This window comes from Mycobacterium sp. NPDC050441 (assembly GCF_040655355.1).
Taxonomy (GTDB): Bacteria; Actinomycetota; Actinomycetes; order Mycobacteriales; family Mycobacteriaceae; genus Mycobacterium.
Genome location: NZ_JBFAJS010000002.1, coordinates 792,712 through 805,484, shown reverse-complemented (window position 1 = coordinate 805,484; position 12,773 = coordinate 792,712). Strand labels below are relative to the sequence as shown.

The 12,773-nt window shown below is 64.9% G+C and carries 15 protein-coding genes; 10 read left to right on the top strand and 5 right to left on the bottom strand.

From position 1 onward, the window contains the following. The first annotated feature begins 428 nt into the window (after window positions 1–428). The 4 genes from AB0I14_RS08765 to AB0I14_RS08750 all read left to right on the top strand — a co-directional run bounded on the left by AB0I14_RS08765 (window position 429) and on the right by AB0I14_RS08750 (window position 4,442). Entirely contained in the window at window positions 429–1,457 is a 1,029-nt protein-coding gene (locus AB0I14_RS08765; protein WP_358018827.1) for an ABC transporter ATP-binding protein, read from the top strand. Between the two features lie 65 nt (window positions 1,458–1,522). Beyond that, a complete protein-coding gene (locus tag AB0I14_RS08760; protein WP_358018824.1) occupies window positions 1,523–2,719 on the top strand; it encodes a spermidine/putrescine ABC transporter substrate-binding protein in 1,197 nt (398 codons plus the stop codon). A 5-nt stretch (window positions 2,720–2,724) separates the two neighbouring features. Next, the gene (locus AB0I14_RS08755) at window positions 2,725–3,600 is read left to right on the top strand and encodes an ABC transporter permease (protein WP_358018821.1); all 876 of its coding nucleotides are present in this window, start codon (window positions 2,725–2,727) and stop codon (window positions 3,598–3,600) included. Further along, window positions 3,597–4,442, top strand: coding sequence for an ABC transporter permease (locus AB0I14_RS08750; RefSeq protein ID WP_358018818.1), 846 nt, complete (start codon window positions 3,597–3,599; stop codon window positions 4,440–4,442). Before AB0I14_RS08755 ends, AB0I14_RS08750 begins: the two co-directional genes overlap by 4 nt. A 2-nt stretch (window positions 4,443–4,444) precedes the next feature. On the opposite strand, the gene AB0I14_RS08745 is transcribed toward AB0I14_RS08750, so the two are convergent. Genes AB0I14_RS08745 through AB0I14_RS08735 form a run of 3 tightly spaced genes read right to left on the bottom strand, consistent with a single transcriptional unit; the run spans window position 4,445 to window position 6,307 of the window. Next, window positions 4,445–4,801 carry a nitroreductase/quinone reductase family protein gene (locus tag AB0I14_RS08745; RefSeq protein ID WP_358018815.1) on the bottom strand — a complete coding sequence of 119 codons (357 nt, stop codon included), beginning with the start codon at window positions 4,799–4,801 and terminating at the stop codon, window positions 4,445–4,447. A gap of 19 nt (window positions 4,802–4,820) precedes the next feature. After that, on the bottom strand, window positions 4,821–5,654 hold the full coding sequence (locus tag AB0I14_RS08740) for an EamA family transporter (RefSeq protein WP_358019100.1): 834 nt from the start codon (window positions 5,652–5,654) through the stop codon (window positions 4,821–4,823). A gap of 35 nt (window positions 5,655–5,689) precedes the next feature. Further along, a complete protein-coding gene (locus tag AB0I14_RS08735) occupies window positions 5,690–6,307 on the bottom strand; it encodes a TetR family transcriptional regulator (RefSeq protein WP_358018812.1) in 618 nt (205 codons plus the stop codon). Between the two features lie 207 nt (window positions 6,308–6,514). On the opposite strand from AB0I14_RS08735, the gene AB0I14_RS08730 reads away from it, so the two are divergent. The 3 genes from AB0I14_RS08730 to AB0I14_RS08720 all read left to right on the top strand — a co-directional run bounded on the left by AB0I14_RS08730 (window position 6,515) and on the right by AB0I14_RS08720 (window position 8,926). Next, a complete protein-coding gene (locus AB0I14_RS08730) occupies window positions 6,515–7,867 on the top strand; it encodes an aromatic ring-hydroxylating dioxygenase subunit alpha (RefSeq protein ID WP_358018810.1) in 1,353 nt (450 codons plus the stop codon). Window positions 7,868–7,916: 49 nt separating this feature from the next. Then, entirely contained in the window at window positions 7,917–8,381 is a 465-nt protein-coding gene (locus AB0I14_RS08725) for a hypothetical protein (RefSeq protein WP_358018807.1), read from the top strand. 128 nt (window positions 8,382–8,509) lie between these two features. After that, the gene (locus tag AB0I14_RS08720; RefSeq protein ID WP_358019097.1) at window positions 8,510–8,926 is read left to right on the top strand and encodes a GtrA family protein; all 417 of its coding nucleotides are present in this window, start codon (window positions 8,510–8,512) and stop codon (window positions 8,924–8,926) included. Between the two features lie 15 nt (window positions 8,927–8,941). On the opposite strand, the gene AB0I14_RS08715 is transcribed toward AB0I14_RS08720, so the two are convergent. Both AB0I14_RS08715 and AB0I14_RS08710 read right to left on the bottom strand, forming a co-directional pair. Then, window positions 8,942–9,760, bottom strand: a complete 819-nt coding sequence (locus AB0I14_RS08715; RefSeq protein ID WP_358018804.1) for an acyl-CoA thioesterase domain-containing protein — start codon at window positions 9,758–9,760, stop codon at window positions 8,942–8,944. Between the two features lie 44 nt (window positions 9,761–9,804). Further along, a complete protein-coding gene (locus tag AB0I14_RS08710; protein WP_358018801.1) occupies window positions 9,805–10,503 on the bottom strand; it encodes an MBL fold metallo-hydrolase in 699 nt (232 codons plus the stop codon). A 50-nt stretch (window positions 10,504–10,553) separates the two neighbouring features. On the opposite strand from AB0I14_RS08710, the gene AB0I14_RS08705 reads away from it, so the two are divergent. Genes AB0I14_RS08705 through AB0I14_RS08695 form a run of 3 tightly spaced genes read left to right on the top strand, consistent with a single transcriptional unit; the run spans window position 10,554 to window position 12,767 of the window. Further along, window positions 10,554–11,375, top strand: coding sequence for a tat pathway signal sequence (locus tag AB0I14_RS08705; RefSeq protein ID WP_358018798.1), 822 nt, complete (start codon window positions 10,554–10,556; stop codon window positions 11,373–11,375). Window positions 11,376–11,422: 47 nt separating this feature from the next. Further along, window positions 11,423–12,226 (top strand): DoxX family protein, encoded by an 804-nt coding sequence (locus AB0I14_RS08700; RefSeq protein ID WP_358018795.1) that lies wholly within the window; start codon window positions 11,423–11,425, stop codon window positions 12,224–12,226. A 10-nt stretch (window positions 12,227–12,236) separates the two neighbouring features. Then, window positions 12,237–12,767, top strand: coding sequence for an RDD family protein (locus AB0I14_RS08695; protein ID WP_358018792.1), 531 nt, complete (start codon window positions 12,237–12,239; stop codon window positions 12,765–12,767). The last annotated feature ends 6 nt before the right edge of the window (window positions 12,768–12,773 follow it).

The window sequence follows — 12,773 nt, the reverse complement described above, 5'->3', positions numbered from 1 at the left end:
CCCTCAGTCGCCGGTTTCCTGCCGCGACAACCCGCTGAGCTGCGAAACTTGAGACCAGTCAGTCGCTGCTCCCTCGGACCATGGACCGACCACACCCGCCCGTGGCCGTTCGCCCGCCGCGCTATGGAATCACGCTGCCAAGACGGTTCAGACGAAGGATTCCATTGAAAAATTGTTAATTCATTGCGGAAACGGTTGCGAAGGTCGGCGCAATCCGCGATTGTTTACCGACAGCTTCCCGGCTGTACTGGAGGAGGATTCCGCTGACCGGCCCAGATATCACCGCCGTCGACAAGTCGACGGGACACGACGGCGCGCCACGCTCCGGCGCCCCAGTCATAGAGATCGACCATGTCACGAAACGGTTCGGCGACTACGTCGCCGTAGCCGAGGCGGACTTCTCGATCGCGTCGGGTGAGTTCTTCTCGATGCTCGGCCCCTCGGGCTGTGGGAAGACCACCACGCTGCGCATGATCGCCGGATTCGAAAGCCCGACCGAGGGCGCCATCCGACTGGAGGGTGTCGACGTCTCCCGCGTGCCACCACACAAGCGCAACGTCAACACGGTCTTTCAGCACTATGCGCTGTTCCCGCACATGACGGTGTGGGACAACGTCGCCTACGGGCCGCGCAGCATGAAGAAGGACAAAGCCGAGATCAATCGCAGCGTCGACGAGCTGCTGGAAATCGTTCGGCTCACCGACTTCGCCAAGCGCAAGCCCGGCCAGCTCTCAGGCGGGCAGCAGCAGCGGGTGGCGCTGGCCCGCGCCCTGGTCAACTACCCGAGCGCGCTCCTGCTCGATGAGCCGCTCGGCGCCCTGGATCTCAAGCTGCGGCACGCGATGCAATTCGAACTCAAGCGGATCCAGCGCGAAGTCGGCATCACGTTCATCTACGTCACCCACGATCAGGAAGAGGCGCTCACGATGAGCGACCGGATCGCGGTGATGAACAACGGAAACGTCGAGCAGATCGGCAGCCCCACCGAGATATACGACCGCCCGGCGACGGTGTTCGTCGCCAGCTTCATCGGGCAGGCCAACCTGTGGGCGGGTCGACAGACCGGACGCGCCAACCGCGACTTCGTCGAGGTGGAAGTGCTCGGCACCACGCTCAAGGCCAAGCCCGGCGACACGACCATCGAACCCGGCGGGCAGGCCACCCTGATGGTGCGCCCGGAACGGGTCCGCGTCTCGATGGATGTTCCCACCGGGGAGGTGGCCACCGTTCCCGCCACCGTCAAGGACCTGACCTTCCAAGGTCCGGTGCTTCGGCTTTCCCTTGCCGCACCTGATGATTCGACGATCATCGCCCACGTCGGCCCTGAGCAGGAGCTTCCCCTGCTGCGTCCGGGCGATCAGGTCCACGCGGGTTGGTCGCCCGACGCGTCGCGGGTACTTCCGGCCGCGGACATCCCCACCACCGAAGATCTCGAAGAGATGCTCGACGACACGTAGGCCTCGGCAGCAGCCGCCGCCCCACCCTTCATCGACCAAAGCGCCCGAATTCAGAAAGGTCGCCCATGCCCGCTCAATTCGATCCCCAACTTCTTGCTCGGCTCACCGCGAACCGCACCTCGCGGCGTCGCTTCCTCGGTGGCGGCGCCGCGGCCGCCGCCGCGCTCGCACTGGGCCCGTCCGTGCTGGCCGCATGTGGGACGGGGGGCGAGGGTGGCTCCACTGCGTCGTCGTCGGCCGCCCCCGACGACGGTTCACCGGCCACCGGCAAAGTTCGCATCTCGAACTGGCCGTTGTACATGGCCGACGGATTCGTCGCCGCGTTCCAGACCAAGACGGGTCTGACGGTGGACTACAAGGAGGATTTCAACGACAACGAACAGTGGTTCGCCAAGGTCAAGGAACCGTTGTCCCGTAAGCAGGACATCGGGTCCGACCTCGTGGTGCCCACCGAGTTCATGGCGGTCCGGCTTGCCGGTCTCAAGTGGCTCAATGAGATCCGTGACTCCCGTGTCCCCAACAAGAAGAACCTGCGCGAGGACCTCCTCCAGTCGAAGGCCGATCCGGGCCGCAAGTACACCGCGCCGTACATGACCGGCATGGTGGGCCTGGCCTACAACAAGGCCGCTACCGGACGCGACATCACCAAGATCGACGATCTGTGGGATCCCGCATTCAAGGGCCGGGTCAGCCTGTTGTCCGACGTCCAGGACGGCCTCGGCATGATCATGCAGTGGCAGGGCAATTCGGTCGAGGATCCGACCACCGAATCCATCACCAAGGCCGTCGATTTCATCCGCGACCAGAAGGACAAGGGCCAGATCCGCCGGTTTACCGGCAACGATTACGCCGATGACCTCGCAGCCGGCAATATCGCTGTCGCCCAGGCATATTCAGGCGACGTGGTGCAGCTGCAGGCGGACAATCCGGACCTGCAATTCATCGTGCCGGAGTCGGGTGGCGACTGGTTCATCGACACCATGGTGATCCCATACACCACGCAGAACGAGAAAGCGGCCGAGGCCTGGATCGACTACGTCTATGACCGGGCGAACTACGCCAAGCTCATCGCGTTCACCCAGTTCGTGCCGGTGCTGTCGGACATGACCGACGAGCTCGCCAAGATCGATCCCAAGTTGGCCGGCAACCCGCTGATCAACCCGCCCGCTGACATGGCCGCCAAGCTCAAGTCGTGGGCGGCCCTCACCGACGAGCAGACTCAAGAGTTCAACAGTCTCTACGCCGCAGTGACCGGAGGCTGACGCCGATGGCGGGCGTAGCCACCAGTAGCCGGCAGCGGAGCAAGATCGCCCCGTACCTGATGATCCTGCCGGCGTTGGTGTACCTCGGGATCTTCTTTGTGGTGCCGTTCATCTCGTTGGCACGTACCTCGTTGTCCACGTCGGGCGGATCGGTGTACCTGCCGACACTGGAGTTCGACTGGAACTTCGGCAACTACGCTCACGCGTTCAGTGAGTATCAGGACCAGATTCTGCGGACCTTCGGCTACGCACTGGTGGCGACCGTGCTGTGCGCGATGCTGGCATTCCCGTTGGCCTACGTGATCGCCTTCAAAGCCGGCCGCTACAAGAACCTCATCCTGGGCCTGGTGATCCTGCCGTTCTTCGTGACCTTCCTGATCCGCACGATCGCCTGGAAGACGATTCTCGCGGACGACGGGTTGGTGGTCAGTGCGCTCGGGTCGATCGGATTGTTGCCGAGCGAGGGGCGGCTGCTGTCGACGAGCTGGGCCGTGATCGGCGGCCTCACCTACAACTGGATCATCTTCATGATCCTGCCGCTGTATGTCAGCCTGGAGAAGATCGATCCCCGCCTGATCGAGGCCTCCAAGGACCTGTACTCGTCGAACACCCGCAGCTTCACCAAAGTCATTCTGCCGCTGTCGATGCCAGGCGTACTGGCCGGAAGCATGCTGGTGTTCATCCCGTCGGCAGGTGATTTCATCAATGCCGATTACCTCGGCAGCACGCAGACCACCATGATCGGCAACGTGATCCAGAAGCAGTTCCTGGTGGTCAAGGACTATCCGGCGGCGGCCGCGCTCAGCATGGTGCTCATGGCGATCATCCTGGTCGGCGTACTGCTCTACACGCGGGCGCTCGGTACGGAGGACCTCGTATGACGTTGACCGCGATGGCGGACGCCACGAGCCCGGCTACGCCGCAGGTTGTCAAAGGCTCACCGCGCTGGGGCGATTGGTCCCTGCGGATCGTCGCCGGCCTGGTGTTGCTGTACCTGTTCCTGCCGATCTTCGTGATCGTGTTGTTCTCGTTCAACAAGCCGGCAGGCAAGTTCAACTACACCTGGCAGGGGTTCACGCTCGACAACTGGGCACACCCGTTCAAGTACCCGGCGCTGACCGAGGCACTCAAGCTGAGCCTGAACGTCGCGGCGGTATCCACCGCAATCGCCCTGGTGCTCGGCACCCTGGTCGCCATCGCGCTTGTGCGCCAACGCTTCCGGGGCCAGAAGGCGGTCGACACGTTCCTGGTGTTACCGCTCACCGCACCTGAGGTGGTGATGGGCGCGTCCCTGCTGACCCTGTTCCTCGACCTCGGCTGGGCGGCGGGCTACACCACGATCCTCATCGCCCACATCGCGTTCGAGGTGAGTTTCATCGCCATGACGGTGCGAGCCAGGGTGCGCGGATTCGACTGGACGCTCGAAGACGCGTCCATGGACCTCGGTGCCGGCCCGACCCGGACATTCTTCAAAGTGACTCTGCCGCTGATCGTTCCGGGTATCGTCGCCGCGGCGATGCTGTCCTTCGCGCTCTCGCTCGACGACTTCATCATCACCTACTTCGTGAGCGGCTCCACGGTCACCTATCCGCTGTACGTCAATGCGGCGGTCAAGGCCGCGGTGCCACCGCAGATCAACGTGCTGGCCACGGCGATCCTGGTGATCAGCCTGCTGTTGCTCATGGTCGGAACGCTCTACCGGCGCAAGCGCGTCGACGTCTGAAGTCAGGGTGCGTCGAGCTGCACCGTGACGGCCACCTTGCCATGGCCGTCACGGTGGGCAACCGCGTGTCCCGTGCGGTCGCTACCCTCCAGGTTCAGCAAGGTGAGCGGACCGCCCTCGCCGAGGAAGTTGCGCCACCAGTTCTTACTGTCCGGCGTCATCACGTTGATGGTCACCTGATCACCGTCCCGCGTGACGGAAACGGGAGTCTCGAACGCGCGACCCGACCGGCGCCCCGTGTAACGGATGACCACCACACCGTTGCCAATCCACCGGCCGAGCACCGGAACGCGGGTGAGACCCACGGCGGCCGCATTGAACCAACGGCTGACCGGCGAATTGAAGATTCCACGTGCCATTTGCGCCAGCGTAGCCGGATCAGCCGATCTCGGCAGGGACCGGCGTGGCGCGCGCTCCGGTGCGAGCAGCACCTATTCCTGCCGCCACTACGAGGCAGATGCCGATCACCGCGGCCGGGGCCGGGACCTGGTGGAGCAGAACGAAACCGACCAGCATGGCAAAAGCCGGCTCCAAGGCCATCAGCGTGCCGAAGGCGGCGGTACTCAGGTACCGCAGCGCAGACATTTCCAGCGCGAAGGGGACCACAGGTAGCAGGATCGCCAGACCTATACCGATCAGGAGCAGCTGCGGCGTCAGCATCGGAAATACCGACGGCCCGACGACCGCGGTGCCGACCAGGCCGGCGACCGGCATGGACACCGCCAGACCCTTGATGCCGGCCACTTCGTCACCGACCCGTTGCGTCAGCAGGATGTAGCAGGCCCAGCACAATGCCGCGCTGAGCGCGTAGAGCACACCGATGAGGTCGACGTCGCCCGTCCAGGGCTCGGTGAGCAGCACGACGCCGGCCGCTGCGAGCCCGGGCCAGAGCACTCGACTGCGGCCTTTCCCGTGTGCGACCGCGACCCCGAGCGGGCCGAGGAATTCCAGCGCGCTGGCCGTCCCCAGCGGGATTCGGGACAGCGCCGCCATGAACAACATGGTCACCCCGGCGGTGACCACACCGAGCGCGACGCAGGCCCAGAAGGCAGATTTCGTGAACGCCGAGGGACGCGGCCGCACGATCAGCAATATCAGCACTCCGGCCCAGGCCAAGCGCAGCCACGCGGCGCCCTCGGCACCGATGTCATCAATCAGGCCGACGGCCACGGCCAGACCGATCTGCACGCACAGCATGGAGGCCATGGCCATCAGCGCGCCGGTGCGCGCGGGATGTCGAACCTGCTTCACGAACCATTCCCCTTGGGGACAACGATATTGGCCAGAACCATGCGGAGGAACGGCCGGTAGACCGCCTGCTCATCGAGCAGACTGTTGAGGGTGACGCCGTCGTTGGCGGCCAGAACCACCCGGGCCAGATCCTGCGCCGGAATGCTCAGGTGACCTCCGAGACGGGCGGCGCCTTTGGAGATGTAGTCGGCGAGGGCGCGGACCGTCGCCTCCCGCTGCGCCGCCACCCGTTCCCGCGCGTCGGGATTACGTAGCAGGAACAGCGTGTACTCGGATCCGAGCGCGGCCCGGTCGGGGCCCTCGGCGGCGACCAGGTCGCGCCAACGGTCACCGAGTTCGTCGACGTCGAGATCGTCGAGTCGGTGGAACGTCGCGATGACATCGGCAAAACCGTCGAGGAATTGTTGGCGTTGCCGTTCGACCACAGCCAGGAACAACTCGGCCTTGCTCCCGAAGTGGGAGTAGATGGCACCGCGGGTGTATCCCCCGACCTCAGCGATGTCTTCGAGCGCGGCTCCGTCAAACCCCTTGCGCGCAAACACCTCTTCGGCAGCGTCCAGCAGAACGTTGCGCGTGTGCTCCAAGCGGCGTTGCTTCGTCCAGCGTTCGGCCATGACCCCATCCTGTCAAACGTTAGCCAGCGGGCGCGGCAGTGCACCTCCACGATCGTCGCCACTCGACCTATCAATATGCACCGTTGTATTAGATATACAGATATGTATAGTAGTGATCGCAGTCACAAGCCACTTCCCCAGCGCCGACGCGCCCGGGCGCGCCCGGCCGTCAGCTCGCAGCCCGATATCGAATGAGGAGGCCCGCCCGTGCAGACAGCACGCCCCGGAAACTGGGTGGACAACGCCACCCGCCTGGATGACATCGGACCTGATGCGTACCGGATGCAGATTCCGACCAGTCGCTATATCGCACCGGAATTCGTTGCCCAGGAGCGTGATTCAATCTGGAAGAAAGTCTGGCAGGTGGTCGGCCGGGTGGATGAGTTGACCAACGCCGGCGACTGGAAGCAGTACCAGATCTTCGATCAGTCCTACCTCATCGTGCGGGGCAAGGACGACCGGCTTCGCGCATTCGTCAATGCCTGTCGACATCGGGGCAACGTGTTGTGCCGCGATGCCCGCGGGAACGCCAAACGCGGCTTCCTGTGCCAGTACCACCTGTGGTCCTACGACCTCGACGGGCGACTCAAGGGCATGTTGCGGGAAGCGTTGGCCGGGCCGATCGACAAAGACACCCATGGGCTCATCGAGGTCTCGGTGGGCACCTTCGCCGGGTTCATCTTTCTCAACCCGGATCCGAATGCCGAACCCCTGGCGGACTTCATCGGCGACGAGGTCGCGACCATGCTGGCGCCGTATCACCTCGACGAGATGGTGACGGTGATGGACGTGACCGAGGCCATCGACTGCAACTGGAAGGTCGTTCTCGATGCCTTCCAGGAGGGCTACCACATCAACGGCATCCACCCCCAGCTCCTGCGGGTGATCAACATCGACCCCGCCACCAGCCGGTACCGGTTCTTCGACCAGCACAGCGTGTCGATGGCGCCGTTCGACGTCGTCGGAGCCACCCCGGAGCAGCAGGTCGACGGCATCATGGACCTACCCGAGACCTTCCCGTCCACCGTCGCGGTGCTCCCCCGCTTCTCCGAACTCGTCGCCGAGCATCGCGGCGAGGATGGATCGCTGAACTTCCCCGAAGGCGTCACCGCCCGCACACTGCTGCAGCGGGCAACGCGAGACACCTTGACCGGCATGGGACTTGACGTCAGCGGGCTGACCGACGCCCAGATGAGTGACAACCACGGCTGGGTGTGGTTCCCGAATTTCTTCATGACCATCCGCGCCGGGGAAGCCACGATCATCATGTCGCTACCGCACCCGGACGGTGACCCCAACCGGTGTATCTGGCATGTCGCCAGCTACATGTGGTTGCCCGACGAGCACAAAGCCGCGTTCACCGCCGAGCCCATCGTGGTCGACGAAGCCGGCAGCTACAAGTATTTCGAAGCGCTGCAACAAGATTACGAGCAGATGCCACGTCAACAGATCGGGTTGCGCAACACCGCCCTGAAGCACATGGCCCTGGTCAAGGAAGAAGTCGTCATCGCGCACTTCCATTCGGTCGTCGACAAATACTTGGCGGCAGCCGACTCCTGACCGGACCCAAGTCAGTACCCAAATCGACCACAGAAGAGGAACCTCTCCGTTGAAAGACGTCAGCGAAGTTGTCGACGAATACACCGGCCGCCGCCGCACCGTGGTGCAGTACGCGGTCACCACCAAGCAATTGGTTGGCGCCGCCAAGCAACCCGGCTTCGGAACAGACGGCTGGGCTCCGCTGGCCGCCTTGGTCGCCGTCGACGAGTTCAAACGCGTCGGCAACTTCAAGGAAGTCATGAACTGGGCGCAGTACACCGACTTCATGACCAACTGGGCCGCCGCCTCCGAGTGGGACGGCTTGTTCAAGCGCGTCAGCGAAGCCGACGGCGTGGTGTTCCTCGAACTCGAGGAACACACCAAGATGGGCGACTTCGAGTCAGTGGTCAACTCGATCTCGGTGTATGAGTTCACTGCCGACGACAAGATCCGCCACATCGACCTCTATCTGCAGATGGCGCTGCCGAACACCGAGATGCTGACCAGCTATGAGGGAGTTGCGATCTCGGAGTGACGGCCACCCCGTGTCGATACCTCCGGTGAAGTTCGCCCGGTGCTCACGGTCCCGACATCTTCCGATGCCACCGTGTCCATGTGCGGAGCGAACCGAGCCGGGTATCGCCGGCCGAGCGATTCCACCGGATGTGCGCCGTGGCGGTGCGAGCCCTGCCGGCGCCGCTGAATTCTCTTGTGGCTCCGACGTTCCTCGGTTTCGCGTTGATCAACACCTTCACCTTCGGTGTCGACCTGACGATCCTGACCCTCCTGCACGGCGGGTTCCGGGCGCCGCTTGCTGTCGCGGTGACGGTCGGATACGCCGCGGCTTTTGGCCTGGCCTACTACCTGAACCGCACCCTGAACTTTCGTTCGCACGCCGCTGTCGGTCCGCAGGTGACGGTGTACGTCGTAATGGTCGTGATCAACTACCTGGCGTTCATCCTGGGGGTGTCGAGCGGGCTCGCGGCGATGGGCACCGAGTATCACCTGGCCAGGATCGTTGCCGGCGGGTGCGAGGCGATCTTCATGTACTGCGCGATGCGGTGGGTGGTGTTCCGGTGACCCGGCTCGCCCCGGCTACCGCGGCGCGGTCCGACCCGGAAACGGGTCGTTGTTGAAATCGATCTGAGCTGCCGGGTTACTGATCGCCGTGACCAGGCCGGTGCCGAACGCCCCGGCACTGTCGTACAGCGTCGAAGCGCCGACGGCGACGCCATCGGCTGACCAATGTGAATCCGCCTGCACGCCGATCCACTCGTCACCGGGTAACCGCGACAGCGCGACCGTGAGGTCACCGTTGATGTAGCCGACGCCGGCGGTGCCCAGGTTGGTGACCAGACTGGTGCCCTCGGCAGCCATGGCCGCCCGCACGAACGGCGAATTCGGATGCCCCTGCACCACCGTGATGGTGCGGTTCATGAACCGCTTACGCGATGCGTTCTGATGCTCGGCGATGGCGCGACTCCAACCACCCGCGTCACTGCCCATGTACGTCGTCCGGTCCCCGTCGAGTGCGGCAGGCGGTTCGAAGTCGGTGGCCGCAGTCCATTCTTCACCCCGCGGCGGTGCACTCAGCCGGTATTGCACCAACGTCGCACGGGCCACGGTCACGCCGTCCTGCACCAGCTCGCACTCCGAATTGCGGACCCGCCGGCCGTCACGGATCAACGCCACCTTCGTCGTGGTCGGCAGGCCGCGCGCGGCCTTGAACAGGTCGACCGTCAACCGGGCCGGCAGAAACTCGGGAAGCCCGAAGGCCGCCTCCAGCGCCCGTGCGGCGAGGCCGACCAGCGCGGGACCGTTGAGGTGATCCTCACCCCAGTGGCTCTGCGCAAAGCGGGTCGGCTGGAACCTGTCCTGCTCGGACTGCACGAAATGGGCGTCAACCTCGGTCATCGGCGAATCGTCGCATATTGGCTAACTAAATCGGTCGGCGGGGATCACCTAGTGCGCCGGGCGCTCAGCCAGCGCTGTTGGAGCCGGATGAAATGGGCGTCGACGACCGCACCGTGCCCCGGAACGAACACCCCTTGCTCCCCGCCCGCAGCCAGCACCGCCTCGAGCGTGGCCGGCCACGCCTCCAGATCGGAATCGGCGTCGATGACCGGATCACCGGACTGCTCGACGAGATCACCGCAGAACACCACTGTGTGCTGGTTCGGCACCGTCACGATCAGGTCGTGGGTGGTGTGGCCGGCACCTGGACGGCAGACACTCACGGTCCGGCCGTCGAGATCGATCTCCCCACCGGACACCTGGTGGGCGGGAGCCGACATCGCGGCGATCGCCCGGTCGACGTCGTCGGCGTCGGCACCGTGGCGGATCGCATCGCCCCGCAGGTGCGCCCGGCCGGCAGTCATGGTGACCGCAACCTCTGGCGCACAATAGATTTCGGCATCCTTGAACCAGGAGCAGCCGAGGACATGGTCAAAATGGTTGTGCGTCAGGACAATATGCCCGACTCGATGCCCCGTCAGTGCCGCCACATCGGCCTCGATGCCGCGCGCCTCGGCCAAAGTCGTACCGGCATCGACCAACAATGCGTGCGTGCTGCCACTGACCAGACCGACCGTCACATCCAGAAACGGCAGCCGGGTGCGCCACACACCCGCACCCAACTGTTCCCAGTCGTAGTTCACAGCCCGATGCCGGTGCCGGCCAGGGGATCCACCCCTGCGAAGCTACTCCAATGCGCCGCCTCCTGTCCTTTGCCTGCGTACTGGCCGCCATCTGCGGCGGTGCCACCGTCCCGTCGGCCGGCGCAGCCTGTACGACCGGGGCCGATTGCGACTTTTCTGAGCGCGTGGCCGCTGCCGATGCCTACTTGGCGACGCGCCCGGGCACCGTCGGTTACGTACTGCGAGACCGCACCACCGGGGCCGTCTACCGGAATGCACACGCCGGGGAGCAGGTGTGGACGGCGTCCACGATCAAGCTGGGCATGGTGGTCGATCTGCTGACCAGACAACGTGCCGGCAGTGTCACGCTGACCGATTCGGACCGGGCCCTGATGGCGGCCATGCTGCACTCGTCCGACGATGACGCCGCCGACACCCTGTGGACCCGGTACAGCGGCGCCGATCACCAGGCGTTCAACACCGATTTCCCAGCGTACGGGCTGACCGAACTACAACCGCAACGCGGATTCAGCCGCACCTTCCCGTACTGGGGCTTCCAGAAGACCACGCCAGAAGATCTCGACCGGCTGATGACTTACACCCTCACCGGTCTCACCCCGGCCGAAACGGCAGGCATCGTGGACGCGCTCCAGCACGTCGACGCCAACCAGCAGTGGGGCGTCTGGGGTGCCGGCGCGGCGATGAGCCCAGGCAACAAGGACGGCTGGTCACTCGAACAGGGCGGCTGGGTGGTCAACAGCGTAGGTTTCGCCGGACCGCAGCAGCGCTACACGCTGGCGATCATGAATGCGCTCGACGACCAGGGCGGTTACGACGACGGGGTTCAGACCACCACGCATCTCAGCGAAGTGCTACTGGCCGGACGCCGCTGACCTGACCGGACAGGTTTGCCCTGGCTGGCTCTGGGAACTCCTAGCTCATGTTGATCAGACGAATCGCCCGCCCCATGTTGTCGGCGACCTTCATCGCCCGAGGCGTCGACACCCTGCGCGACCCGAGTACCTCCACCGAGACGACTCGCAGAACGCTCGGCGCGTTGAGTGCACTACCCGGCCCCGTGGGCGCCGGGGTTCCGAACAACGCTGCCATGGTTGCACGGGCCAACGCCGTGGTTCAGGTGGCAGGTGGGCTCCTCCTGGCGCTCGGCCGGGCACCGCGGCTGACCGCGGCGGCTCTGGCCGTCACGATGATTCCGAGAAGCGTTGGTTCACAGGCATTCCTGAAAGATTCCGACCCACAACACGCCGCCGCTCAGCGCCGTGAGTTCCTCACCGACGTGAGTCTGCTGGGCGGTCTGATCATCGCGGCGGCCGACACCGCAGGCAAACCGTCCCTGGCCTGGCGCGGACGCCGTGCGGCACGGAACGTCTCGGCCAGCGTCGCCGCCGCTGTTCCCGGCGTGACAACCGGCAGTCTCAACAACAATGCTTTCACCGACAGTGCGTTCGCCGAGAAGGTGGGGCAGGGCCTGGCTGTCGGTGCCGAACGCGGCCGTGAGCTGGCCGACACGGCTCTGGAGCGGACGACTGAATTGGCTGCCGAATTGGCGCAACTCGCGCGTGAACACGGACCCGAGGTGGCCGACGCGGCCCGCGAACGCGCCACCGAGTTCGCGCACATCGCACGTGAGCGTGCACCCGAACTCGCCGAAGCCGCCCGCGAACGCTCTGCTGCGCTGGCCGATATCGCGCGAGCCCAACTCGAGCAGCGACGGAATCGGTAGCGTTGGCGGCATGAGTACGGGCGACTATCCACCGGAATTCGGTCAGTACGGACAACCGGGCGGCTACCCACCGCCTTATAGCGGCCAGCCATCGGGTGGGTATCCCCCGCCCTACGGCGCCCAAGCCCCCGGCGGCCTGGGCCGGCGTTGGTTGGCTCGGGTGATCGACGGGATCTTCGTCATGATCGGGGCGTTCTTCCTGTCGTTCGTCACCGACTCGCTGTCGAGCTACTGGGTGACCGGCCTGTTCACCGGACTGCTGATGTTCATCTATTACGTGGCTTTCGAGGTGGCGATGGGCGCGACGCCCGGCAAGAAGCTGCTCGGGCTCGCCGTGCACGGTCCGGGCAACGCACCGAAGCCGACGGCCAAAGAGTCGGCGATTCGCAACGCCTTCACCCTCCTGACGATCATCCCGTGGGTGGGCGGCCTCCTGGCCGTCATCGCGATGATCGTGATCGCGGTGACCATCAGCTCGAGCCCCACCAAGCAGGGCAAGCACGACGAACTCGCCGGCGGCACGCAGGTGGTCCGAGGCTGAAAACCG